The organism is Afipia sp. P52-10 (genome assembly GCF_000516555.1).
Classification (GTDB): domain Bacteria; phylum Pseudomonadota; class Alphaproteobacteria; order Rhizobiales; family Xanthobacteraceae; genus P52-10.
This window is the reverse complement of sequence record NZ_AZSJ01000003.1, coordinates 661,475-684,551: the sequence shown is the minus strand read 5'-3', so window position 1 is coordinate 684,551 and position 23,077 is coordinate 661,475. Positions and strand designations below refer to the sequence as shown.

Here is a 23,077-nt window from a genome sequence, read left to right as displayed (position 1 = left end):
CTTGTCCGTCGCCTTCGCGCGCGAAAAGGAACGCAAGCCCGTCAGGGCTGCGGCAAGAACCATGCGGAGGAGGACGTCGATGACGGGTTGTCTGTCCGTGAAGGCGCTTGGTTTGGCGGGATTGGTATTGGTGGGCACGTCGCTCGCCGCGGCGGCGCAGAAGGCCTACGATCCGGGCGCCAGCGCGACCGAAATCAAAATCGGCAACACCATCCCCTACAGCGGGCCGGCATCGGCCTACGGCATCATCGGCAAGACGATGACCGCCTATTTTCGGATGATCAACGACAAGGGCGGGATCAACGGCCGCAAGATCAATTTCATCACCTATGACGACGCCTATAGCCCGCCGAAGACGGTGGAGCAGGTGCGCAAGCTGGTGGAGAGCGACGAGGTCTTTCTGATGTTCGGCCCGCTCGGCACCGCGAGCAACGCGGCGATCCAGAAATATCTCAACACCAAGAAGGTGCCGCAGCTGTTCGTCGCCACCGGCGCCTCGCGCTGGGGTGATCCGAAGCACTTCCCCTGGACCATGGGCTGGGCGCCGACCTATCGCAGCGAGGCGCGCATCTACGCCCATTACATCCTGCAGAACCATCCGAACGCGACGATCGGCGTGCTCTATCAGAACGACGACTTCGGCAAGGATTACGTCGCCGGGTTGAAGGACGTCTTGGGCGACAAGTATCAGAAGATGGTGATCTCCGAGGTGCCGTACGAAATCACGGTGCCGACCATCGAGTCCCAGGTGGTGGCGATCAAGTCCGCCAATCCGGATGTTTTCGTCAACATCGCCACGCCGAAGTTCGCAGCGCAGGCGATCAAGAAGGTCGCCGAGCTCGACTGGCATCCGGTGCACATCATGGCGAATGTCTCGCTCTCGGTCGGTGCGGTGATGCGGCCGGCGGGACTGGAGAACTCCAAGGGCGTGCTGAGCGCGGGCTACCAGATGGACGTCACCGATCCGCAATGGGCCAGCACGCCGGGCATGCTCGCGTTCCGCGCCTTCATGGACAAGTACTATCCGGAAGCCGACAAGGCCGAGAGCGGGCCGATGACCGCCTACAACATGTCTACCGGCCTCGTGAAGCTGCTGGAGGCGTGCGGCGACAATCTCACCCGCGAGAATGTGATGAAGCAGGCCGCCAGCATGGACTTCGAGCTGCCGACGCTGGTGCCCGGCATTCGCGTCAAGACCTCGGCCACCGACTTCTATCCGATCGAGCAGCTGCGGATGATGCGTTTCACTGGCGAGAAATGGGAGCTGTTCGGCCCGGTGATCGACAGCCACGTCGATTAGCGCGCGGCCGGCGCGAATGCCGCTCGGCGAGACCTGAGAGGACACGGTTCAGAGGCAACGACAACAACGACGGTGCGGAGGACTTGAATGATCGCTCATACGCGGACGCTGGCTTCGCTGGCCCTGGCCGGACTGCTGCTTGCTGTGTCGCCGCTCTCGGCTGCGGCGCAGAAGAAATACGATCCGGGCGCCTCCGACACCGAGATCAAGATCGGCAACACCATCCCCTACAGCGGCCCGGCCTCGGCCTACGGCATCATCGGCAAGACGCTCTCGGCCTATTTCCGCATGATCAACGACAATGGCGGGATCAACGGCCGCAAGATCAACTTCATCTCCTATGACGATGCCTACAGTCCGCCGAAGACGGTGGAGCAGATCCGCAAGCTGGTGGAGGGCGACGAGGTGCTGTTCACCTTCGCCACGCTCGGCACTGCCAGCAATGCGGCGATCCAGAAATACATGAACACGAAGAAGGTGCCGCAGCTGTTCGTCGCCACCGGCGCCTCGCGCTGGGGCGATCCGAAGAACTTCCCCTGGACCATGGGCTGGCAGCCGACTTACCGCAGCGAGGCGCGCATCTACGCGACCTACATCCTGCAGAACCATCCGAACGCGAAGATCGGTGTGCTCTACCAGAACGACGACTTCGGCAAGGACTACATCGCCGGGCTGAAGGACGTGCTGCGCGACAAGTACCAGAGCCTGGTGGTGAAGGAGGCGGCGTTCGAGGTCACCGCGCCGACGGTGGATTCGGAGATCGTCGCGATCAAGGCGGCGAATCCGGACATCTTCATCAATATCGCCACGCCGAAGTTCGCGGCGCAGGCGATCAAGAAGGTCGCCGAGCTCGGCTGGAAGCCGATCCAGATCATGACCAACGTCTCGGTCTCGGTCGGCGCGGTCATGCATCCGGCCGGCCTCGAAGCCTCGAAGGGCGTGCTCAGCGCCGGCTATCAGATGGACGTCACCGATCCGCAATGGGACAAGGCGCCTGGCATGATCGCCTATCGCGAGTTCATGGCGAAGTACTTCCCCGAGGCTGACAAGGCGGACGCCGCTCCGCTCGCCGGCTACAACCAGGCGATCGGCCTCGTGCAGGTGTTGAAGCAGTGCGGCGACGATCTCACCCGCGAGAACGTGATGAAACAGGCGGCCAATCTCGATTTCGAGATTTCGACGCAGCTGCCGGGCATCCGCATCAAGACCTCGCCGACCGATTTCTTCCCGATGGAGCAGTTGCAGATGATGCGCTTCACCGGCGAGAGGTGGGAGTTCTTCGGGCCGGTGCTCGACAGCCACGTCGATTGACGGTTCGTCGATTGATGGCACGTTGATTCACGGCTCGGGCTTGCACGGCTTCGGCCTTCGGGCCGGGGTCGAGGCCATCGGGACCGTCGCATCAGCGCGGTAGCGTGGGACGGAAGCGAGCGGAGGCTCGCGCAATCGCCGGGTCATCGCCGCGCGTCGCACTCGGTGCGCTTCAAGTGAGGAAGGCGATGGGCCGCGCGCTCAGCAGCCGCGGCAGATCTTCAGCTTGCGTTCGAGGTCGGCCTGCGCGCGCTCCTCCTGGATTTCGGCGGCGCTCTTTTCCGTCGGCTTGATGTCGGCGGCACGGGGTTGGCGATGGCCGACCGGCGCGGGCGCCACCTTCGGGCCGAGCGAGCCCGCGGCCGGTGGCGTGGGCTGATTTTGCTGGGCCTCGGAGGCCACCGCAGCAAGGCTCAACAGCGCTGCGATCGCGAAAACGTGTGCGGAATGGCGGACGACGGAGCGCGTGGCTGGGAAGCGCGTGGTTTGTAAACGCGTGATGTGTAAGCGCGTGGCTTGCATGACGTTCACCCCTTTGAGCCGACCCGCTCTGCGGCGTTGAGGTCGCCTGTCAGGTCGAATCGCGCTCGTGCAAACGAAGTCTAACCGGGATTAACGCGCCGGTCCGCATTCGGTTGCAACCGGGAGGTCGGCAGCCTTGGAGTGGGGCTGCGCCTTGACGGTTGCGCAGGCCGCGCCGGCGTTATTTCCGCGCTGCGATGAACACGCCGAGCAGCACCAGCCCATAGCCCGCCAGGTGATACAGCCGCGGCTCCTCGCCGAGGAAGCCGATCGCCAGCACCGAGCCGAACACCGGGATCAGGTGATAGAACGGCGCCGAGCGGTTGGCGCCGATCAGCTCGACGCCGCGGTTGTAGCAGAGATAGGCGATGGTCGAGGGGAAGACGACCACGTAACCGAGCGCGAGCAGCGTCTCGGTGTCGAAGCTCAGCGTGTAGCCGGTGGAGATTTCCCAGCCGACGAACGGGATCAGCATCGCCGCGCCGCAGCCGGTGGTGAAGGCGAGGAAGGCCAGCGGGTGGATCTTCGGCCGATGCGGCATGATCGCCGAATAGATGCAGAAGATCATCAGCGCGCCGGCGAAGATGAGATCGCCCTTGTTGAAATCGATCGCGCCCAGCGCCTCGATCTCGCCGCGGGCGATGATGGTGAGCACGCCGGCGAGCGAGATGGCGATGCCGAACGCCTGCGCCCAGGTCAGCCGCGTGCGGAACAGCACCAGCGACCAGAACGCGACGAACAGCGGTCCTGCGGATTGGATCAGCAGCGCGGTCAGCGCCTGGGTGTACTGCAGGCCGATATAGGCGAGCGTGTTGTAGGCGCCGATGCCGGTCAGCGACAGCACCAGCAGGATCGGCAGGTGTGAGCGGATCTTCGGCCATTCGCGTTTCAAGTGCGGCAGCGCGAACGGGAGGATCAGGAGGAACGCGCCGCTCCAGCGGATGAACGAGAGCGCGATCGGCGGCACATGGCCGGCGATGAACCGGCCGAGCACGACATTGCCGGCCCAGAACAACGAGGTCAGGCTGAGCAGCAGGTAAGGCTGGTTGGCGAGCCAGCCGATCACGGGAATCGTCCGTTGCGCGGGGTCTTGCGTGGTCATGGCAGCGTGGAAACAAAAGGGGCGCCGCTTGTAGCATTCCGCCGAGACACTGTCCCGACAGCTCTGCCATGCGTCGGCGCGATCCCGCGCGCCGCCGCAGCTTGACATATCAAAATGATGATCATCATATTAAAACCTGGAATGGGTGATCCGAACGCGTGCGAAGACCTTGACGGGAGGTGCTGGCGCCATGACCGAACCGCTTGCGTTTTATTTCGACTACCGCAGCCCATATTCCTATCTCGCCAGCACGCAGCTCACAGACCTTGCCGCCGCGCATGGCCGGACGATCCGCTATGTGCCGTTCGACGTGCTGGCGCTGATGAAGATCGTCGGCAACCGGCCGACCACGGTGGAGTGCGAGGCCAAGGGCCGCTACGCGCGCAACGATCTCGCGCGCTGGGCACAGCGCTATGGCGTCGGCTTCGCGCGCAATCCTGGGCTACGGCGGTTCGATTTCGGTCAGCTCGGCTGCGTGACGCTGGCGGCGATCGCGCAAGGGACGGGCGAGGCCTGTGTGTTGGCGTTGTTCACGGCGGCGTGGAACGGCGATGACGATCTGTCGGATCGGGCCACGCTGGCCGGCGTGCTCGATCGTGCCGGCCTGGATGGCGCAGCGCTGCTGCAGCAGGCGGAGGCGGAAGGCGAGCGTTTCGCCGCGTGTACGCAGGAGGCGGCCGCGCGCGGTGTGTTCGGCGCGCCGACGGTGTTCGTCGGCGATGACATGTTCTTCGGCAATGACCGGCTCGACTTCGTGCGCGAGGCGCTGGCGGCGGCGCCGCAGGCGATGTGATCCGGCGGGCGGTTGAGCGCGGTATCCATCAGGCAACGATAAGGCAACATGACGATGAGCAGGCCGGTGTGTGTGGTGACGGGTGTCGGTCCCGGGACAGGCGCGGCGCTGGTGCGCCGCTTCGTGGCCGGGGGCTACCGGGTGGCGATGCTGGCGCGCAATGCGGAGCGGCTGGCGGGGCTCGCCGCCGAGATGGCGGACGCGCATCCGTTCGTCTGCGATGTCTCCGATCCGGCCCAGGTGGATGCCGCGGTCGCGGCGGTCCGGGCACAGCTCGGGCCGGTGGATGTGCTGGTGCATAACGCCGTCGGCGGTGCCTTCGGCAGTTTCCTGCAGATCGATCCGCAGGTGCTGAACCAGAATTTCCAGGTCAACACCATGGGCCTGCTGTATCTCGCCCGGGCGATCGCGCCGGAGATGACCGCGCGGGGCCAGGGCGCCATCGTCGTCACCGGCAACACCTCCGCATTGCGTGGCCGGCCGAATTTCGCAGGCTTCGCTCCGACCAAGGCGGCGCAGCGCATCCTGTCCGAGGCGCTGGCGCGCGAAATGGGGCCGCAGGGCGTCCACGTCGCCTATGTGGTGATCGATGCCGTGATCGATACGCCGCGCCAGCGCGAGCGCTTCAAGGACCGGCCGGACGCGTTCTACATCAAGCCGGCGGCGATCGCCGAGGAATGCTTCCATGTGGCCCACCAGGACCGCTCGGCCTGGTCGTTCCTGGTCGAGGTCAGGCCGTTCGGCGAGGTCTGGTAACGCCGCAGGCTGCAGGCGTGTGGCCGGCCGGATCGATGTCCGCGTCCGGACACAGGAGACCGGCGAATCCAGGCTGAGCGGGGCCTGCTGCCGCAGGGCCTGCCGCCGGGTTGCGGCAGAGGCTGCCGCCCCGTCGTGCACGGCTTTAAAACTTCCGGGCGAATCAATGGTTTGGCCCACTTAAATCCGCCCCAATCGCCCGTCTTTAACTTGCGCGAGAGGGCAGCATCCTTTATCCGATGGGCAAGCCTTGCTGGGAGCCGTTCCCGCCGCTGGGCGGTGTCACTCCCACGGACGACGGGCCGTTGAGCATGATCCGAATACGTGGACTCCGATTGGACCCCGACCGGCTGGGGACGATGCGCCCGATCGAGGAGAGAAGGCCATGATGCGGTCCGGTGCGATCGCGTCATGATCTAGAGGATTGTCTTAGAACATGGCGAATGTGGTGGTCGTCGGCGCCCAGTGGGGCGACGAGGGAAAAGGCAAGATTGTCGATTGGCTGTCCGAGCAGGCGGACATCGTGGTCCGCTTCCAGGGCGGTCACAATGCCGGCCATACGCTCGTGATCGACGGCAACACCTACAAGCTGGCGCTGCTGCCGTCCGGCGTGCTGCGCCCGTCCAAGCTGTCGGTGATCGGCAACGGCGTCGTGTTCGACGCCAAGGCCTTCCTCGACGAGGTGACGCGGCTGAAGGGGCAGGGCGTGGCGGTCGGCCCGGACAACCTGCGCGTCGCCGAGAATGTGACGCTGATTCTCGAATTGCACCGCGAGCTCGATGCGCTGCGCGAATCCTCCAACACGGGAACCGCGATCGGCACCACCCGCCGCGGCATCGGCCCGGCCTATGAGGACAAGGTCGGCCGCCGTGCCATCCGCCTGATGGACCTGGCCGATCTGGACAGCCTGCCGCGCAAGATCGACCGGCTGCTGGCGCATCATAACGCGCTCCGCCGCGGCATGGGCCTCAGCGAATTCGACGGCAAGGCGCTGTTCAACGATCTCAAGGCGCTGGCGCCGCAGGTGCTGCCCTATGCCGAGACGGTGTGGAGCCTGCTCGACCACAAGCGGCGGGAAGGCAAGCGCATCCTGTTCGAAGGCGCACAGGGCGCGCTGCTCGACGTCGATCACGGCACCTATCCTTACGTGACCTCGTCCAACACGGTGGCGGCGCAGGCGGCGACCGGCACCGGCCTCGGCCCCAGCGGGGTCGGCTACGTGCTCGGCATCTGCAAGGCCTACACCACCCGCGTCGGCCTCGGTCCGTTCCCGACCGAGCAGGACAACGCCATCGGCAACCTGATCGGCGAGCGCGGCCGCGAATTCGGCACCAACACCGGACGCCGGCGCCGCTGCGGCTGGTTCGATTCGGTGCTGGTGCGCCAGACGGCGCGCACCTCCGGCATCAACGGCCTGGCGCTGACCAAGCTCGACATCCTCGACGGCTTCGACGAGATCCAGGTCTGCGTCGGCTACAAGCTCGACGGCAAGGAGATCGACCATCTGCCCGCGGGCGAGGGCGCGCAGGCACGGGTGGAACCGGTCTACGAGACCATCGAGGGCTGGAAGGAGCCAACCGCCAATGCCCGCTCCTGGGCCGACCTGCCGGCGCAGGCGATCAAGTATGTGCGCCGGGTCGAGGAGCTGGTCGGCTGTCCGATCGCGCTGCTATCCACAAGCCCAGAGCGTGAAGATACAATTCTCGTGCAGAACCCGTTCGAAGCGTAACGCGTAACAGGAAGAAAGCGGCTACACTGGATTGGAATGGCTGATTACTACCCGCTGATTGCCCGTGCCGTCGCTGGACTGGATGCGAATTCCACCGGCGAGCAGCGCCGCGCGCTATACGAGCGCGCACGTTCGGCCCTGATTGCGCAACTGCGCGGCGTGCAGCCGCCGCTGACCGAGAGCGAGATCACCCGCGAGCGGCTGACGCTGGAGGAGGCGATCCGCAAAGTCGAGCAGGAGGCGGCGCAGCGTTCGCGCGCGGCGTCCCGCGAGGCGATCGGGCGGGGCCGTGGCGACCTGCTGCGGGCGAGCCAGCCTTCGATCAATCCGGCCGCGCCGGGTCCGGATGCGCCCGCCGGCGACAAGCGCACGGAGCGTCCGGCGCCGCCGCCGCGCGACACCGGTCGTCCGCCGGAGCCGCGCGAGCCGCGCAGCACCGACCGCGACAGCCTGCTGTCGCGGTCGTCCCGCGCTCCCGATCCGCGCCCGGCCACCCGTCCCGACCGGCCGACCCTGGCCCAGCGTCGCGAGCGCGAGCGCGCCGAACGCAACGGCGCGCCTGCGGCCAATGGCGGCGAGGGGGTGCGCGGCTTCCGCGACGTGATGGCCGATGCCAATGAGCTCGGCGGTGCTGCGGCCCAGGCCAACCGCTCGGCGCGGCGCACCTTCGCCAATGTGCCGTCGCCCTCGCCGGAGTTCGACCGGATCGAGCCCAGCATGGAGGACCGCAGCGGCGCAGGCGAATTCGCGCCGCCGCCGCAAGGTGGCCGCCAGGAGCCGCCCTATTCGTTCGACGAATCGCCCGACGAGGCGGAACGCTACCGCGACCGCTCCCAGTACGACCGGCCGCCGCCGCGTCCCGAACCGGCCTCGCGCGGCCGCCAGCGGTCGCCGCTCAACACCGGCTTCTTGCCGGTCAAGCGGGCCGCCGCCGTCGGCCTGGTGCTGATTCTGATCGGTGCGGTGATCGCCTACTGGCCGTCGCTGCGCGGCTTCTACAGCGAATTCACCGGCGCCAAGCAGGTGGAGGCGCCGAAGAAGGGCACCACGCCGGCCGACCGGCCGAAGATCACCGATCGCGTCGGCCAGCCGTCGGATTCGCCGGTGGCGCCGGTGGCGCAGCGGGTGGTGTTGTACGACGAGGACCCGGCCGAGCCGCAGGGCAAGCAGTATGTCGGCCAGGTGGTCTGGCGCACCGAGAATGTCGCCGGGCCCAACGGTACCACCGATCTCGCAATCCGCGCCGACATCGACATTCCCGAGCGCAAGTTCAAGGCGACGCTGTCGATCCGGCGTAACAACGACACCACGCTGCCGGCCTCGCACACGGTGGAGATGACCTTCCAGCTGCCGCCTGATTTCGTCGGCGGTGGCGTGTCGAACGTGCCGGGTGTGCTGATGAAGTCAAACGAGCAGACGCGCGGCACGCCGCTTGCGGGGCTCGCGGTGAAGGTGACGGACAACTTCTTCCTGATAGGCCTGTCGAACGTCGAAGCCGACCGCAGCCGCAACATGCAGCTCCTGAAGGAGCGCTCCTGGTTCGACATTCCGCTGGTGTATTCGAACCAGCGCCGCGCCATCGTCGCGCTGGAGAAGGGCGCTCCGGGCGATCGCGCCTTCGAGGACGCCTTCGCCGCCTGGGGGCAATGAGCGCTGTGGGTCGCGGCGGCGCGGCGTGCGCCGCCGGTGCGGATTTACTCAGCGCTTGTTGACTCAGAGCTTGCGGAAGACCAGCCCGCTGACCTTGTCGTTGCGGGACATCGCCAGGCTCCATTCCAGGCAGCCGTGCTCGAAGTAGACGTCGTAGACGTCCCAGCCGCCGGCCTCGACGCCCTTGAAGTCGAGGGTGGTGATCGCGCCGAGTTCGGCCAACAGTTCGAATACGATCGGCTGCTGCACGCGCACGACGGCGGCGAGGCCCTCGGTCATCTGCTCGTAGGCGGGGTCGCCCTGCTGCTGGCGCTGGATCAGCCCGCGCAGCACCGCCGCGCCGTTCGGGTAGGCGATCTTCTCCCGGACGCGCCGCTCCGCCTGTGCGTTCAGGGTCTGCATCGTTGCGGCGTCGATCCGTTCGGCGTCCATGTCCAATCCGTTCTGATGAAGCACCAGCTTGTTCACCGCGCCGGTGCGGTCGCGGACGAAGGTGATCTGAGCCTGGACCGCCTTGTAGAAGAACTGGGTCTCGCTCTCCGCGAAGATGTCGAGCGCCGGCTGCGTCGAGAGCTGTGCCCGCAGGCCGGTGGCGGTGCGGGTGACCGTCATCACCGCCTCGAAGTCGAAGCGGTAGTGGCCGGCATAGTCGTCCAGCAGCGCGGGATCGATGCGGCACTCGATGCGCGGGCGTGCCTGCTCGTAGCGCCGCCAGGAGATGGTGTCCTGCTTCGACTGCGCGGTGCTGGTCTCCTTCACGAGGTCGATCAGTTCGCTGGTCGAGATGGTTTCGCCGCGGCTCATCTTGGCTTGCGCCGCGGCGATCAGCGACAGGCCGCGTTCGGCCCGTTCGCGGGCTTCGATCAGCGCCGCCTTTTGCAGGTCGAGGGTCTGGGCGAGGTCGGAGCTGCGCCCCGCGAGCAATTGGGTGATGCGGGCGAGGCTGAGGCCGAGCCGCTTCAGCGCCATGATCTCGTGCAGCCGCTCGATATCCCGCGCGCCGTAGAGGCGCCAGTTCTTGCCGGTGCGCCTCGGTGCGATCAGGCCGTGCCCTTCATAGACGCGCAGCGCCCGCACCGTCAGCCCGGTCCGGTTCGCGCATTCCGCCGCCGTCAGCCAGCGCTCCTGAGACAATCCGTTGGTCATCGCCTACCCCTTGGTGCCGCCGTCCTTAGGGTATGACCCAAGGTGCGGCTCAAGCCGGAGTATGACGAATTTTCTATTTTATCCTACCAAAGCATGACCCGGAAACGGGTGAAGCGGCTTTCCGAAAGGGCTGTCCTTGGGTTCGACTCCAGGATCGGGCCCAAACAATGAAGCACGGCGCGAGGATCCAAATCTCATCGCACTTGAGCGGAGACCCCGCTCGCCGGCGGTGCACCCGGCCGGTTCCGGCCATACTGCTCGGACCACTTGAACAGCTCCTCGAACACCGGCCGGAGCGCCCGCGCCGCCTCGGTGATCTCGTATTCGACCCGCGGCGGCACCTCCGGATAGACGGTGCGCTTGACGAGGCCATCCGCCTCGAGTTCCCGGAGCTGAGCCGTCAGCATGTGCTGGCTGACGCCGGGGATCAGCCGGCGCAGCGCACCGAACCGCTCCTTGCCCTGGGCGAGCTGCCACAGGATCTCGCCTTTCCATTTTCCGGTCAGGATGCCCAGCGCCCAGTGGAACTCGGCTAGCGCGGCGCGGCGGACGGCGTCGCTCGGCTCGAATTCGTCGGGATTTTCGCCATTAGTCATGTTTTTCATACTACATCAGAAAAAGCATCCTACTTGTCTTTTCCACCCTACAGCGAGATCAAGACTGACGAAAGCGCGCGGACCGCGCGCGGCGGGAGTCGGTGGGATGTCGCGGGTGATGGAGCAGCGTCGGGCCGAAATCGCCCGCTGGGGTGTCCGGTTGATGCTGGCGCTGGTCTTCCTGTCGGCGGGCGGCTTCAAGCTGCTCGGCCATCCGATGATGGTCGAGAACTTCGCCCGGCTCGGGCTCGGGCAATGGCTTCGCTACTTGAGCGGCGTCGCTGAGGTCGCGGGCGCGACGGGCGTCCTGCTGCCGGCGATAACTCCGTTCGCCGGCGTAGTGCTCGTCTGCCTGCTGTTCGGGGCGATCGCGACGCATCTGTCGATCTTCGGCAGCGCGGCGTGGCCCTCCCTCGTGCTGCTGACGGCGGCGATGGCGGTGGCCTGCCGCGCGCAGCTCGCGGCGTTGATCGACGACGTCGGCGAGGAAGGCCACTGACGCCGCCCAGCGATATCGCGGTTCGGGGGCGGAGACGCGCTCTTGACAATATTCCTATAAGGCTTAACCACGGCCAAAATTCGTCAAATACTGGCGGACAAAGTAGGGTTGTGAGTAACGGGGGCGAACCGGGAACGGACTCGACTCTTGGTTGCGAATCTCATCCAAATGGAACCTTGATTCGGAAAAGGCCGCCCTTGGCGGGGCGGCCCTCCGAACCCGCACCAACAGCTTAGGGGCTGCTAGCGGGCAATAAGGTAGTCTAACAACCAGACAGTGATTCTAGAATCACCTTTAGTCAATAGCGGCCCCGACTTAGAAAGGGCCATACATGGCTAAATTTATCGCAAGCTACGATCTCCACAAACAACGGAACTACGAACCCGTTTGGGAAGCGCTCGAAAATTTAGGGGCAACCCGTTTGCTGGAATCTTTATGGGTCTTAAGTGCCCAGCTCACTGCCTCTCAAGTCCGAGACATAATAAAAGCGGCGGCTGACGACGACGATTCAGTGGCTGTAGTCGAACTGCAACAAGGCGCAGATTGGGCGTGCGTTAAAGCGAAACAAGATGGCGTTGCTTGGCTTCGCCAGAACATTCGAGCTTAGCGTGTAACCAAAAGTCTTCGCGTACCTTTATTGGCACGCGGAGACACTTGGCAAAAAGTGTCACTAAGAGCTGACGAATGATCTTCATTTCGCAGCCTTCTTCTTCGCTTTCGGCCTTTTAGCCGGCGGTTTCTCTTTCAATGGCTTGTGCGGCGTCTTGAGCGCGCCTTTCAGCGCAGCGTCAAAACGCTTTTGAGATTCCCTATCATCATATTTATCGGACGTATCTGCCATGCACCCTGTCCTCAAAAATTACGGGCCGTCTCTCAATTACCAAATCTTCCCACAGGAGGAGATCAACGCGACGAGCGACGTTATTCATTTGGTCGATGAATTGCGATCCTATTGCAAAGACTTTTTAGCGGCTCTCATTTTGTTCGAGAACTTCCAAGTGTTGAAAAGCGAAGACAATGCAGTATCAGATGCCTTAAGGCGGCTGCCCTTCTTAGCAGCACGCGACGGCGCGATGACGATCTACCACTTCGGTAAAGTTCTGCACATCATCAGAAGCTCTTTTAGAGCCACGCCCACACTGCTGGAGTTGGTCGATACGGACCTTCTGAAGCAGGTGGAAAAAGACTTTGACCGTTACTTTCCGCTTTATTTTAAGATGCGCCAAGCAGTCGCGCACGCAGGAGAAAATCTGGCCCCCTCAATGGACCATGGTATTAAAGGTCCAGTGGACATCCCAGGTTTTGTCAAATCCGACGCCGGAACCACGGTAATTCGGTCTGCGATAAACGGTCGAGAATTTATATACACATTTGAAGGCGAGGCAGTCTCTTATTCGATCAGCGGCGACTCTTTGAACCAGCTCTGCGTAACGACAGAGAAAGTATACACCGCTTTCGCTAAGGCCTACCGCCCCGAAAATTGATCAAAAAGTTTGCAGAAGCCGACAATTTTGAAGGTGCCATCAATGGCGATTTCGCCATTGATGTCTGCAACGTAGCAATTTGGATCGAGCGCTCTAAGCCTGCGCTTGATTTCATCATATCCAATCTCGGGCCCGCCAGCATCAGGCGCTACGCCTTCCGCATGTTTATCATGCATTTTGTAGCCTGTGGTTTAAAGTATATAATTGGGCTTATAATCCTAACATCCGTTCTCACGGAGGGGCGTTTCCTGGGACGCCTCGAAATGCGGGGACGGAGCGGCGCCTGCGGGCGGTCGGGGCGACGGCCCTGCCGCACTCGGGAGGCCCTGGGTAGCCGTCCGGGTCCACTAAGGGACTCTGCCTTCAATGGCTGGACGGGATCGGATGAAGGCGGGCGAAAGCCTGCCGGATCAGCTCGCGCGGTGCGCGGCTCCGATGCCGGAAGTATGGCCCCGGGGACAGAAATCGCCGCGGTGGAGCGTCGAAAGACGAACGCGGCGCAGCGGTTCTGCGACGCGGCTCTGATCATGGATGCGTCTTTCGGCGCTCCGCCCCCTCCAAGGAGGGGTGTTTGCAACCCATGCACGGCCGAGGTGGCCGTGCCCATCGGTGCGCGGCGACCGTGCGCCTGGCGCGGCGGCGATCCGCCGTGGCCAGCGGAGATCGGTATGAGCAGGATGGATGGTGACGGATACGACAGCAACGGTCGGGATGAACGCCAAGGACGTCGTGGTGTCGGCGCAGCACGCGCCGGTGGGCGTGACGGTGAAGTGCCCGCGCGGCCGCGCACGAAGGTGTTGCGAACCGGTGCTGGTCGAACACGACCCGGCCAGAGGGATGAAGGCAACGCTGATGCGGCGACAGAGAGGGCATCGGCGCATGCGCAGCCGTACGATCCCGTCGTGGCGCAGGCGGAGCTCGCGGTGAAGCTGTTCGGGCTGATCGCGGAGGTCAAGCGGCTGTGGCGGCGTTGCAGCCGGCCGGCCTGCCGCCGTGCGCAAGCCTGTCGCGGCGCGCCGGAGTTTCCCTGCATCGCGGCGTCCCGGCGGCCGCAAACGCCGGAGCAAAGCGCGCGCACCGCAGCCGAGCTGTGGTCCATGCTGCAGGAACGCCGGCGCCAGCTCGCAGCCGAGGGTTCCGGGGAATGACGCAAGGTCCGCGCGCTGCAGAAGTCCCGCGCGCATGAGCGGGCAGACACCGAGCGCTGCAAAACGCGGCGGAGCCTTGCGGAATCCTCCCGCTTTCGCCCGGTTCTGTCCATGTTGCAGCCGGCTTTGCGCTTTATTGGCGCCGGCTGCTGCTCGACGCCGCAGGCACATTGGGCTACCTGTAGCGCTCTGCAGGCCCTGCGGCGCAGGGGCGGACGATCGTTCGGGGGATTTTCAGGTTGACCGAGATGACGAACCAGACGCTGCTGGTGCAATCCCGTTTGGCGCCGCCGGAGGGATCGCAGCCGGTGCGGATCGATCGGCTCAACGCCGGCGCGCTGGTGTTCTACCATGCGGTCGCGGCGCTGGCGTTTCTGCCCTGGCTGTTCTCGTGGACCGGCGCGGTGCTCTGCATCGTCGGCATCTATCTGTTCGGCACGCTCGGCATCAACCTCTGCTATCACCGGCTGCTGACCCATCGTGGTCTCGTCTGTCCGAAATGGCTCGAGCATACCTTCGCGGTCCTCGGCGTCTGCTCGTTCCAGGATACGCCGGCGCGCTGGGTCGCGGTGCATCGCAAGCATCATCAGCATGCGGACGAGCAGGCCGATCCGCATTCGCCGCTGGTGAGCTTCTTCTGGGCGCACATGCACTGGATCTATGTCGAGAACCGCGAGCTGAATCGCCTCGGCATCTTCGATCGCTATGCCAAGGATATTCTGCGCGACCGCTTCTATGTCTGGCTGGAGCGCAGGGGCTCGTGGCTCTGGGTGATCCTCGGCTCGTGGGTCGTGTTCTTCCTGATCGGCGTCGGCGTTGCGCTGGTCGGCGGCGCGGATTCGGCGGAGGTGCTGCGGATGGGCCTCAGCGTGCTGGTCTGGGGTGTGTTCGTGCGCACCGTGATCGTCTGGCACATCACCTGGTCGGTGAATTCGGTGACGCATCTGTGGGGCTATCGCAATTACGGCACCGAGGATTGCAGCCGCAACAACGTCTTCGTCGGCCTCCTCTCCAACGGCGAGGGCTGGCACAACAATCACCATGCCGATCCGCGTTCGGCGCGGCACGGCCATACGGCCTGGGAGATCGACGTCACCTGGATCACCATTCGTGCGCTGGAAGCGGTGGGGCTTGCGACGCGGGTGGTGCGGCCGTCGCCGCATGTGCGGGCCACCGCTGGCGAACACGGAACGGCATCCTAAATACTGACGAGAGTTGCAGGCCCGATCGGGGGATGGGCCGGGGTTTTGGGGGCGGAAGTCGGTTATCGTGAGTGAGACCAGTCGCGACGTTTGGATCACGGGTGTCGGCATCGTGTCCTGCCTCGGCGAGGGCAGTGATGTGCATGGGCTCGGCCTGAGTGCGCAAGGGGTGAAGGCGAACACCGCCGAGTACGCGCCCTACGCTTTCTTTCCGCTTCCCGCCGGCATGTCGTTCGATGCGCAGATTCCGAAGAAGAGCGATCAGCGGCAGATGGCGCTGTGCCAGCGTATCGGCACCTATGCCGCCGGCCTCGCGCTGCAGTCCGCCGCGCTGAAGGACGACAAGGAGCGGCTCGCGCGCATGGACATGGTGACCACCACCACCGGCGGCGAGCGCGACGTTGCGGTGGACAGCGCGGTGCTGAGCGGCATCCGCAGCGCCGACGATCCGGCGCAGTTTCTCAACCAGCGTCTGACGAGCGATCTGCGGCCGACATTCTTTCTCGGGCAGCTGCCGAACCTGCTCGCTGGCAACATCGCCATCGTCCATGGCGTGACCGGCTCGGCGCGCACGCTGGTCGGCGAGGAGGCCGCCGGTGTCGATGCGGTGAAGATCGCGGCCGCCCGCGTCGCCAGCGGCCAGGGCGATCTCGTGCTGGTCGGCGCGTCCTGCAACGGCAGCCGCAAGGATCTTCTCCTGCACATCGTGATGTCTGGCCATGCGCGGTCGGGTGAATTGCGCCCGGTGTTCGATCGTGCCAGCTCCGGTGGCGGCATGGCGCTGGGATCGATCGGCGCATTCCTGGTGCTGGAGGCGGCCGAGCATGCGCGCGCGCGGGGCGTGCGGCCTGTCGCCAGGCTGGCGCGCGTCGTCTCCGATGCGGCGGCGGATGATACGCAGCGGCAGGCGGTTTTGCAGGCATTGTGGTCGGAGCTGCAGCCGGCGCTCGGGGCCCGTGTCGGCATCATCTCCGGCGCATCGGGCGCGGAGCCCGCGACCGCCATCGAGCGCGGCTTTCTGAGCAGCGTCGGCGACCGGCCGCTGCGAGCGACCGGCACGTTCACCGGTCATGGCTTGCAGGCGCAGTTTCCGATGAATATCGGCATCGCCGCGCTGCTGTTGCAGCAGGGCCGTCTCTATCCGGCCTCGGACGGCATCGAGCAGCGTGTCGCAGGCGATGCGATCAGCCAGATTGTCGTCACCGGCGTCGGCCGCCACTACGGCGAAGGCCTCGCTTTGCTGGAGGCCGTGGCATGAGCATGTCGGGCGTCAAAAATCAGCCGGTGGCGATCACCGGCATCGGTATCGTCACCGCGCTCGGCGTCGGCAAGGAGGACAACTGGGCCAAGCTGACCGCCGGCCAATCCGGCATCCGCAGGATCACCCGTTTTCCGACCACGGACTTGAAGACGCAGATTGCTGCGGCGATCGTCTGGCCGGGCGGCGAGGCTTTCTATGGGCCGGACTATTGCGAGGCGTTTGCCGATTCAGCGATCCGCGAAGCGCTGGCGCAATCGGGAATCGGCGCGAAGGGACGCTTTCCCGGGCCGCTGTTTCTGGCGCTGCCGCCGCTGGAGATGGAATGGCCGCAACGGCAGCGGCTGGCGGCCGCAGCGAATGCGAACGACGCCGTCGGCTATGACGACCTGTTGCGCGCGGCGGCGAGCGGGCAATTCCGCGAGCTCGATCGCTGGTGTCAGCATGGTGCCGTCGCGCTGAAGCTGCAGGCTGCGTTCGGCACCCGTGGCTCGCCGATCTCGTTGAACACCGCCTGTGCCTCCGGCGCGACCGCGCTGCAGCTCGGTGTCGAGGCGATCCGCCGTGGCGAGACTGAGGCTGCGCTGTGCGTCGGCACCGACAGTCCGGTCAGCCCGGAATCGCTGATCCGCTTCTCGCTGCTGTCGGCACTGTCGACCGAGAACGATCCGCCGGAGCAGGCCTCGAAGCCGTTCTCGAAGGATCGCGATGGCTTTGTCATGGGCGAGGGAGCGGCAGCGCTGGTGCTCGAAAGCCTCGCCTCGGCGCGGGCGCGCGGCGCGCGCATTCTCGGTGTGATTTCGGGAATCGGCGAGTCGGTAGACCCGTTCCACCGCACGCGCGCGAGCCCGGACGGCAAGCCGGTCGCCGCCTGCATCCAGAATGCGATCGCCGATGCGGGGCTCGCGCCGCGCGAGATCGATTACGTCAACGCGCACGGCACCTCGACGCCGGAGAACGACAAGACCGAATATCTGGCGCTTTCAACCGTGATGGGGGAGCATGTGAAGCGCGTCGCGGTGTCATCGAACAAATCGATGATCGGCCACACGCTGTCGGCGGCGGGGGCGATCGAGGCCGTCTTCACGCTGCTGACGCTTCTGCACCAGCGGCTGCCGCCGACCATCAACTATCGCGAACCGGATCCGGATATTCCGCTCGATGTGGTGCCGAACATCGCGCGCGATGCGCAAGTCCGCCGCGCCTTGTCGAACTCGTTCGGCTTCGGCGGCCAGAACGTGTCGCTGGTGCTGGAGACTTACGGTTGAGCGCAGGATCGATCCGAACCCGCGAGCGCAGGCGCATTGCGCCCCCGCAGACACAAGAAAGCCGGCCCGAAGGCCGGCTTTCGACGTTCTTTGAGGCGCTGCGATCAGCGCGCGGCGAGGTGAGCCGCAGCGGTCTTCGCCGTCGCCGCGGCTTGCGCCGCGACCTGCGCCTTCGCGGCCGCCTGCACCTTCTCGAACGCGCGCACCTCGATCTGGCGCACCCGCTCGCGCGAGACGCCGAACTCGGCGGCGAGGTCTTCCAGCGTCATCGGCTCTTCAGCCAGACGGCGGGCCTCGAAGATGCGCCGCTCGCGCGCATTCAGCACCTTCATCGCACCGCTCAGCGCATCGCGGCGGTGATCGTATTCCTCGCTTTCCGCCAGCATCGCTTCGGCGTTCGGCGAGGTGTCGACCAGCCAATCCTGCCATTCGCCAGGATCGCCGTCGTCGCGGATCGGCGCGTTCAGCGAGGCGTCGCCGCCCAGCCGACGGTTCATGTCGATCACATCCTGCTCGGTCACCCCGAGGCGCTTGGCGATGATCTGCACCTGGTCGGGGCGGAGATCGCCGTCTTCCAGCGCAGAGATCTTGCTCTTCGCCTTACGCAGGTTGAAGAACAGCTTCTTCTGGTTCGCGGTGGTGCCCATCTTCACGAGCGACCACGAACGCAGGATGTACTCTTGAATCGACGCCTTGATCCACCACATGGCGTATGTGGCGAGGCGGAACCCCTTCTCGGGTTCGAAGCGCTTCACCGCCTGCATCAGGCCGACATTGCCTTCGGAGACGACCTCGGCAATCGGCAGGCCGTAGCCGCGATAGCCCATGGCGATCTTGGCCACGAGACGCAGGTGGCTTGTCACGAGTTTGTGGGCCGCATCGCGATCCTCGTGCTCGCGGTAGCGTTGCGCGAGCATGTATTCTTCCTGCGGTTCCAGCATCGGGAACTTGCGGATGTCAGCGAGGTAGCGAGCCAGGCCGGATTCAGTCGAAAGGACCGGCAGAGCAAGAGCACGGGCCATAGTGTGAGCCCTCCAGTTTGTTCAGGCTCCCGATAGCGGCGAGCCAGGCAGACCCTCGCTTGATAAGAGCCGAGGGCGCTGCGATGTTCCGCGCCGAGGACATCCCCGACGCACCTGCAACATACACGATAAGATACGCAAAAGGGAAGGATTCGGGTGCGTCACGTTGCCGTGACGGTGGGTTAAATTGTTGTAATCTTGCTCCTTTTTCGAAAGTTCTGCTTTCGTCTAGTTCCATGCAAAAGCATGAAATTTCCAGGTCCCGCGGCTCCCGGAACTTAAATTTCGCGCCGCAGCGCTTCGGCGAGCCGTTTCATATCCTCCGGCCAGTCGGCGTCGAAGGCGAGGACTTCGCCAGTGACCGGATGCTCGATGGTCAGATGCCAGGCATGCAGCGCTTGGCGGCCGAGGCCGGCGAGCAGCGCGCGCGCCTCGGCATTCAGGCGGCTCGCCTTGGTCTTGAAGCCGGAGCCATAGGTCTCGTCGCCGAGCAGCGGATGGCCGGCATGGGCGAGATGCACGCGGATCTGATGGGTGCGGCCGGTCTCCAGCTCCAAAGCCAGCGCCGAGGCGATCGCCGCGCTGCCATTGCCGCCGAACCGCTCCAGCACCTGCCAGTGGGTGATGGCCTCGCGGCCGCCCATGCGCACCGCCATCTTCTCCCGCACCGTGCGGTGGCGGTCGATCGGCAGGTTGATGGTGCCGGTCGGCAGCGTCGGTGCGCCCCAGGCGAGCGCGACGTAGCCGCGCCGCAGTTCGCCGGTGCGGCCGTGATCGGCGAACTGCTCGGTGAGGGACTTGTGCGCCTTGTCGGTCTTGGCGGCGACCATCAGACCGGTCGTGTCCTTGTCGAGCCGGTGCACGATGCCGGGCCGCTTGACGCCGCCGATGCCGGAGAGACTGGCGCCGCAATGGGCGATCAGCGCGTTGACCAGCGTGCCGGATGCATGGCCCGCGGCCGGATGCACCACGAGGCCGGCCGGCTTGTTGATGACGATGATCGCGTCGTCCTCGTAGACGACGTCGAGCGGGATGTTTTCCGCCTCGGGTTCGGCAGGTGCGGCAGGCGGCACGTCGACGACAATCTCGTCACCCGGCTTGACGCGATAGGCGGGATCGCGCACCGCCTGGCCGGCGATGCTGACCTGGCCGTCGATGATCAGCGCCTTCAGCCGCGAGCGCGACAACTCGGCGATGCCTGCGCTGAGCACGCGATCGAGCCTGGCGCCCGCGTCTTCGGCGGCGACGGCGATTGTTTCGAGGCGGCCATCACGGCTCATACGGCACTCCAACAGCTCTCATTCCGGCCCTGCGAAGTCTGCGGCGTCGCCCGAGGCCTCGAGCAAGGACAACATTCTGCGAAGGACGACGCCACGAACCATGGGATGACCGATGTGACATCACGGCGTCTACGGCAGCCGGCGCGATGCTGTCGCGATAGCCCGCTTCTGCCGCCGATGGCAACCTCCGCAAGTTGGCTACCTCCGCAACGCCGCGCTTTATATACATGCGGCCGCTGGTCGAAGATGTCCGGTGCTATGCGGTCGCCGGTTCACGGGCTCTGGTCGTCCGCGCTTGTGGCCGTTTACCGTGATGCGCCGCGCCTATTTGCCGCGCAGAGCCCGGCTGAGCGGCAGTTATCGCTTGCCGCGGGTCGCGCCTGCGGGCTAAAGCGGCGCAGCCGGCGTGCCGTCGCAAGATGGCCGGACGCCTCCTCGAGGGGCCCCGGCACCTCGCGCGGGTGAAACCGCAAGCCCTGTCCCCACGCGGTTCCACGGAACGCTTCGATGACCGAACCTGCAGCCACCGAGATGACCCCGGAACAGACCGCGGCCATGATGGCGCGTATCCGCCGTATGATGCTCATCGCGGCGCTGACCACGGGTCTTGGCATGGCCGCCATCCTGGTCGTGATCGGCTATCGTATCTCCCGCAGCGAAGGAACGGCCGCACCCACTGATCTCACCGAAATGCTGCCGAAAGGCGCACGCATCGTCTCGACCTCGGTGGCGAACGACCGCCTGGTGGTAACAGTCGAGGCCGGCGGTGTGCTCGAGATCCGCACCTTCGACGCGCGGACGCTGAAGCCGACCGGGCGGCTGAAATTCGCCAACCAACCTTGAGGCGGCGGGGATACGGCGAGGCCGGAAAGCGGCGCAACACTGCTCGGCCCGGCCTGCCGGGCCATCTATAGACGCCACGGGGCACAATTCCGTCCAATCAGTGGTCAAACATGCATTCCCGCTTGCAGCGGCCGCGCCAAGCGGCTAATGGCTGGGGCGTGTTGCTCCCTTCGTCTAGCGGTTAGGACGCGGCCCTCTCAAGGCTGAAACAGGGGTTCGATTCCCCTAGGGAGCGCCAAGGCTTTCAGAAGCCTCGATAGATCAAGAACATCGCACAAATCAGTGGCTTGGCTGCCTTTTAGAGGTATCTTTGGCAGGTACACTGACGATGCGTGCGATGACTGGCGTTTTCAAACACGACAAAGGGATGTTTCACGTCCGCAAGAAGGTCCCCAAGGGACTGGAGGAGGCCGTGGCGCGAGTGCTTGGTCGGGGAAAACCAAAGCAGCTCTTTCTGCAGCAATCACTCGGCACCAAAGACCTTGCTTTAGCGAACAAGCTCGCCAAGCCGATACTGATCAAGTTTGACCGCATCATCGCGGACGCGCAGGCCCTCGTTGCAACGCGCCCCCTTCGAACGACACTGAGTTCATCGGAAATTAGAGCACTCGCGGACGCACATTACTTCGCCTTGTTAGAACAAGACGAGGAGGAGCGGAGAGAGGGGACTGGCTCTGAGCCGGTTTTCCAAGCAGTGGCGAAGCAGCTCACTGCCGAAGGCGTCGAATTTCGTACACCGTTCAAGGTTGGCGAAATGCCCTTGGCGGGTCTCTCAGATCGAGAAATCTACAAGAGAGCTGAGCAGCTTGAAGATAGCATGCACTTGTACTCAACGGCTCTTGCGAGGGGTGACTATACAGCGGTCGCTGTTGAGGTCGCTGACTTGTTGGACGTCTTTGGGTTGGCCGTTGACGCCAACGTTGAGGATTATCGTAAACTAGCTATGGCGGTGCTAAGCGCTCACGTACGGGCGCTGCAAGACATCGCAAGGCGGGACAAAGGCGAGCCGATAGCTACGCCTGCTGCTGCTCCGCAGTTAGCTTTGCGAGTTAACTCCGGAAATACGAGCGGGACGCTTCGCGACGCTCTAGATGGGTGGAAGAGGGAGCGTGCACGACCCGCAGGTACGGAGAATGAGTACGCACGCGCGGTAACACTGTTCGAGCAACTGCATGGCCCATTGCCGGTCGCTGCGATCCGCCGGTCACACGCGCGTGAATTCCGAGAGGCTCTGCAACTCGTGCCGAGAAAGCGTGCTGGCAGACTCTCGACTGCGACGCTTCCAGAACTAGTCGAGTTCAGCAGGGCTAATCCCGATGCTGAGAGGATTTCTGTAGGAACGGTCAACAAGAACCTCGGTGCGGTTCAGACTATTGCTCTATGGGCATATGACAAAGGCGTTGTTCCGGACGATGTCCAATGGTCTGATCCGTTCGCCAAGATGCGTCTTGATGAGGATGATTCTGCGCGAACATCCTTCGGAATGTCCGAGTTAAACTGCCTCTTTAATTCGGCGGTCTTTGTTGATCATGATATTCCGCTCGGCGGCCGGGGGATGGCTGCATACTGGCTTCCGTTGCTGGGCCTCTTCACCGGCGCGCGTCAAGGAGAGCTAGCCGCGCTACAGGCGAGCAACGTACAGACAGCTTCAAGTGGCCTTTCGTTGATCTATATCGTCGCTGACAAGATGGCGAACAAGACAGTTAAGACAAAGGCGTCGCAGCGCGTTGTGCCCGTTCATGCAGAGTTGGTTCGTCTTGGCTTCTTAAGGTTTGTCAGAGATGCCGCGCATAAGGGCGGCGCGGGTGCTTGGCTATTTCCTGCGATTGCGCCGTCTGGAGGCAAGCAGGCCGCATGGTCGAAATGGTTTGGTCGCTACTTGCGTGGGCAAGGTATCAACGATCCTGCCAAAGTGTTCCATTCATTTCGTCACAACATGAAAGACGCCCTGCGCCGAGGCGGCGTTGATGGCGAACTCCGCGAAGCACTTATCGGTCATGCCAACGACGCCACCGTGAGCGGCGGGTACGGCGCGAAGGAAATGCTTGATCGGTTCGGCCCCAGCGCACTCAAGAAGGCCATTACCCAGCTTGACTACAGTGGTCTGAGCTTGGCGCGCGTGAAGCCATACAAAGATAGTTCAATCAGTTAGCGTACAGACAGCGGGA

At 64.4% G+C, this 23,077-nt stretch carries 23 protein-coding genes and 1 tRNA gene; 16 read left to right on the top strand and 8 right to left on the bottom strand.

The features are described from left to right. Window positions 1-79 precede the first annotated feature (79 nt). Together X566_RS04460 and X566_RS04455 are read left to right on the top strand one after the other, a co-directional pair. Window positions 80-1,300 carry an ABC transporter substrate-binding protein gene (locus X566_RS04460; RefSeq protein WP_034463843.1) on the top strand — a complete coding sequence of 407 codons (1,221 nt, stop codon included), beginning with the start codon at window positions 80-82 and terminating at the stop codon, window positions 1,298-1,300. 87 nt (window positions 1,301-1,387) lie between these two features. Beyond that, window positions 1,388-2,611, top strand: a complete 1,224-nt coding sequence (locus tag X566_RS04455; protein WP_034463841.1) for an ABC transporter substrate-binding protein — start codon at window positions 1,388-1,390, stop codon at window positions 2,609-2,611. A gap of 201 nt (window positions 2,612-2,812) precedes the next feature. Here X566_RS04455 and X566_RS04450 read toward each other — a convergent pair whose 3' ends face one another. Continuing rightward, on the bottom strand, window positions 2,813-3,028 hold the full coding sequence (locus tag X566_RS04450) for a hypothetical protein (RefSeq protein ID WP_244434678.1): 216 nt from the start codon (window positions 3,026-3,028) through the stop codon (window positions 2,813-2,815). Window positions 3,029-3,314: 286 nt separating this feature from the next. Next, on the bottom strand, window positions 3,315-4,235 hold the full coding sequence (locus X566_RS04445) for a DMT family transporter (RefSeq protein ID WP_034463839.1): 921 nt from the start codon (window positions 4,233-4,235) through the stop codon (window positions 3,315-3,317). A gap of 190 nt (window positions 4,236-4,425) precedes the next feature. Between X566_RS04445 and X566_RS04440 the strand changes: the two genes are divergently transcribed. The 4 genes from X566_RS04440 to X566_RS04425 all read left to right on the top strand — a co-directional run bounded on the left by X566_RS04440 (window position 4,426) and on the right by X566_RS04425 (window position 9,163). Next, window positions 4,426-5,028, top strand: coding sequence for a 2-hydroxychromene-2-carboxylate isomerase (locus tag X566_RS04440; protein ID WP_034467858.1), 603 nt, complete (start codon window positions 4,426-4,428; stop codon window positions 5,026-5,028). Between the two features lie 48 nt (window positions 5,029-5,076). Continuing rightward, entirely contained in the window at window positions 5,077-5,784 is a 708-nt protein-coding gene (locus tag X566_RS04435) for an SDR family NAD(P)-dependent oxidoreductase (protein WP_244434677.1), read from the top strand. Between the two features lie 436 nt (window positions 5,785-6,220). Then, window positions 6,221-7,513, top strand: coding sequence for an adenylosuccinate synthase (locus X566_RS04430; RefSeq protein WP_034463837.1), 1,293 nt, complete (start codon window positions 6,221-6,223; stop codon window positions 7,511-7,513). Between the two features lie 36 nt (window positions 7,514-7,549). After that, on the top strand, window positions 7,550-9,163 hold the full coding sequence (locus X566_RS04425) for a hypothetical protein (protein WP_034463834.1): 1,614 nt from the start codon (window positions 7,550-7,552) through the stop codon (window positions 9,161-9,163). A gap of 63 nt (window positions 9,164-9,226) precedes the next feature. Here X566_RS04425 and X566_RS04420 read toward each other — a convergent pair whose 3' ends face one another. Continuing rightward, a complete protein-coding gene (locus X566_RS04420) occupies window positions 9,227-10,309 on the bottom strand; it encodes a MerR family transcriptional regulator (protein WP_034463831.1) in 1,083 nt (360 codons plus the stop codon). Window positions 10,310-10,503: 194 nt separating this feature from the next. Next, a complete protein-coding gene (locus X566_RS04415; RefSeq protein WP_206538687.1) occupies window positions 10,504-10,905 on the bottom strand; it encodes a helix-turn-helix domain-containing protein in 402 nt (133 codons plus the stop codon). A 106-nt stretch (window positions 10,906-11,011) separates the two neighbouring features. Between X566_RS04415 and X566_RS24250 the strand changes: the two genes are divergently transcribed. Next, window positions 11,012-11,404, top strand: a complete 393-nt coding sequence (locus tag X566_RS24250) for a DoxX family protein (protein ID WP_034463824.1) — start codon at window positions 11,012-11,014, stop codon at window positions 11,402-11,404. Between the two features lie 331 nt (window positions 11,405-11,735). Next, the gene (locus tag X566_RS24600) at window positions 11,736-12,011 is read left to right on the top strand and encodes a SinR (protein ID WP_152539797.1); all 276 of its coding nucleotides are present in this window, start codon (window positions 11,736-11,738) and stop codon (window positions 12,009-12,011) included. A gap of 84 nt (window positions 12,012-12,095) precedes the next feature. Here X566_RS24600 and X566_RS24955 read toward each other — a convergent pair whose 3' ends face one another. Beyond that, window positions 12,096-12,245, bottom strand: a complete 150-nt coding sequence (locus X566_RS24955) for a hypothetical protein (protein WP_160170442.1) — start codon at window positions 12,243-12,245, stop codon at window positions 12,096-12,098. Here X566_RS24955 and X566_RS04405 point away from each other — a divergent pair. Then, window positions 12,244-12,888 (top strand): hypothetical protein, encoded by a 645-nt coding sequence (locus X566_RS04405; protein ID WP_034463821.1) that lies wholly within the window; start codon window positions 12,244-12,246, stop codon window positions 12,886-12,888. The genes X566_RS24955 and X566_RS04405 overlap by 2 nt on opposite strands. On the opposite strand, the gene X566_RS24595 is transcribed toward X566_RS04405, so the two are convergent. Then, window positions 12,870-13,064 (bottom strand): hypothetical protein, encoded by a 195-nt coding sequence (locus X566_RS24595; protein ID WP_152539796.1) that lies wholly within the window; start codon window positions 13,062-13,064, stop codon window positions 12,870-12,872. The genes X566_RS04405 and X566_RS24595 overlap by 19 nt on opposite strands. Before the next feature lie 417 nt (window positions 13,065-13,481). On the opposite strand from X566_RS24595, the gene X566_RS04400 reads away from it, so the two are divergent. The 4 genes from X566_RS04400 (at window position 13,482) to X566_RS04385 (ending at window position 17,764) form a co-directional block, all read left to right on the top strand. After that, on the top strand, window positions 13,482-14,036 hold the full coding sequence (locus tag X566_RS04400; protein ID WP_152539795.1) for a hypothetical protein: 555 nt from the start codon (window positions 13,482-13,484) through the stop codon (window positions 14,034-14,036). A 248-nt stretch (window positions 14,037-14,284) separates the two neighbouring features. Continuing rightward, window positions 14,285-15,238 (top strand): fatty acid desaturase, encoded by a 954-nt coding sequence (locus X566_RS04395; protein WP_051444151.1) that lies wholly within the window; start codon window positions 14,285-14,287, stop codon window positions 15,236-15,238. 67 nt (window positions 15,239-15,305) lie between these two features. Beyond that, on the top strand, window positions 15,306-16,496 hold the full coding sequence (locus X566_RS04390; RefSeq protein ID WP_034463815.1) for a beta-ketoacyl-ACP synthase: 1,191 nt from the start codon (window positions 15,306-15,308) through the stop codon (window positions 16,494-16,496). Beyond that, a complete protein-coding gene (locus tag X566_RS04385; RefSeq protein ID WP_034463813.1) occupies window positions 16,493-17,764 on the top strand; it encodes a beta-ketoacyl-ACP synthase in 1,272 nt (423 codons plus the stop codon). Before X566_RS04390 ends, X566_RS04385 begins: the two co-directional genes overlap by 4 nt. Window positions 17,765-17,868: 104 nt before the next feature. Here the strand turns inward: X566_RS04385 and rpoH are convergent, their stop codons facing one another. Continuing rightward, window positions 17,869-18,786: an RNA polymerase sigma factor RpoH gene (gene rpoH, locus X566_RS04380; RefSeq protein WP_034463811.1), complete on the bottom strand. Its 918-nt coding sequence runs from the start codon at window positions 18,784-18,786 to the stop codon at window positions 17,869-17,871. Window positions 18,787-19,064: 278 nt separating this feature from the next. Then, window positions 19,065-20,066, bottom strand: a complete 1,002-nt coding sequence (locus tag X566_RS04375; RefSeq protein WP_152539794.1) for an RluA family pseudouridine synthase — start codon at window positions 20,064-20,066, stop codon at window positions 19,065-19,067. Window positions 20,067-20,573: 507 nt separating this feature from the next. Between X566_RS04375 and X566_RS04370 the strand changes: the two genes are divergently transcribed. The 3 genes from X566_RS04370 to X566_RS04360 all read left to right on the top strand — a co-directional run bounded on the left by X566_RS04370 (window position 20,574) and on the right by X566_RS04360 (window position 23,061). After that, window positions 20,574-20,909: a DUF6476 family protein gene (locus X566_RS04370; RefSeq protein WP_034463809.1), complete on the top strand. Its 336-nt coding sequence runs from the start codon at window positions 20,574-20,576 to the stop codon at window positions 20,907-20,909. A gap of 163 nt (window positions 20,910-21,072) precedes the next feature. Then, window positions 21,073-21,147 (top strand) — tRNA-Glu (locus X566_RS04365). Between the two features lie 99 nt (window positions 21,148-21,246). Then, the gene (locus tag X566_RS04360) at window positions 21,247-23,061 is read left to right on the top strand and encodes a site-specific integrase (protein ID WP_034463807.1); all 1,815 of its coding nucleotides are present in this window, start codon (window positions 21,247-21,249) and stop codon (window positions 23,059-23,061) included. Window positions 23,062-23,077 lie beyond the last annotated feature (16 nt).

Excerpts from the sequence above, each read along its gene's own strand:
- X566_RS04425 (WP_034463834.1), top strand. The coding sequence starts at position 7,550 with ATGGCTGATTACTACCCGCTGATTGCCCGTGCCGTCGCTGGACTGGAT.
- X566_RS04435 (WP_244434677.1), top strand. The coding sequence starts at position 5,077 with ATGACGATGAGCAGGCCGGTGTGTGTGGTGACGGGTGTCGGTCCCGGG.
- X566_RS04375 (WP_152539794.1), bottom strand. The coding sequence starts at position 20,066 with ATGAGCCGTGATGGCCGCCTCGAAACAATCGCCGTCGCCGCCGAAGAC.
- X566_RS04405 (WP_034463821.1), top strand. The coding sequence starts at position 12,244 with ATGCACCCTGTCCTCAAAAATTACGGGCCGTCTCTCAATTACCAAATC.
- X566_RS04415 (WP_206538687.1), bottom strand. The coding sequence starts at position 10,905 with ATGACTAATGGCGAAAATCCCGACGAATTCGAGCCGAGCGACGCCGTC.
- X566_RS24250 (WP_034463824.1), top strand. The coding sequence starts at position 11,012 with ATGTCGCGGGTGATGGAGCAGCGTCGGGCCGAAATCGCCCGCTGGGGT.
- X566_RS24600 (WP_152539797.1), top strand. The coding sequence starts at position 11,736 with ATGGCTAAATTTATCGCAAGCTACGATCTCCACAAACAACGGAACTAC.
- X566_RS04445 (WP_034463839.1), bottom strand. The coding sequence starts at position 4,235 with ATGACCACGCAAGACCCCGCGCAACGGACGATTCCCGTGATCGGCTGG.
- X566_RS24595 (WP_152539796.1), bottom strand. The coding sequence starts at position 13,064 with ATGCATGATAAACATGCGGAAGGCGTAGCGCCTGATGCTGGCGGGCCC.
- rpoH (WP_034463811.1), bottom strand. The coding sequence starts at position 18,786 with ATGGCCCGTGCTCTTGCTCTGCCGGTCCTTTCGACTGAATCCGGCCTG.
- X566_RS04460 (WP_034463843.1), top strand. The coding sequence starts at position 80 with ATGACGGGTTGTCTGTCCGTGAAGGCGCTTGGTTTGGCGGGATTGGTA.
- X566_RS04440 (WP_034467858.1), top strand. The coding sequence starts at position 4,426 with ATGACCGAACCGCTTGCGTTTTATTTCGACTACCGCAGCCCATATTCC.
- X566_RS04455 (WP_034463841.1), top strand. The coding sequence starts at position 1,388 with ATGATCGCTCATACGCGGACGCTGGCTTCGCTGGCCCTGGCCGGACTG.
- X566_RS04370 (WP_034463809.1), top strand. The coding sequence starts at position 20,574 with ATGACCGAACCTGCAGCCACCGAGATGACCCCGGAACAGACCGCGGCC.
- X566_RS04360 (WP_034463807.1), top strand. The coding sequence starts at position 21,247 with ATGACTGGCGTTTTCAAACACGACAAAGGGATGTTTCACGTCCGCAAG.
- X566_RS04430 (WP_034463837.1), top strand. The coding sequence starts at position 6,221 with ATGGCGAATGTGGTGGTCGTCGGCGCCCAGTGGGGCGACGAGGGAAAA.
- X566_RS04385 (WP_034463813.1), top strand. The coding sequence starts at position 16,493 with ATGAGCATGTCGGGCGTCAAAAATCAGCCGGTGGCGATCACCGGCATC.
- X566_RS04420 (WP_034463831.1), bottom strand. The coding sequence starts at position 10,309 with ATGACCAACGGATTGTCTCAGGAGCGCTGGCTGACGGCGGCGGAATGC.
- X566_RS24955 (WP_160170442.1), bottom strand. The coding sequence starts at position 12,245 with ATGGCAGATACGTCCGATAAATATGATGATAGGGAATCTCAAAAGCGT.
- X566_RS04395 (WP_051444151.1), top strand. The coding sequence starts at position 14,285 with ATGACGAACCAGACGCTGCTGGTGCAATCCCGTTTGGCGCCGCCGGAG.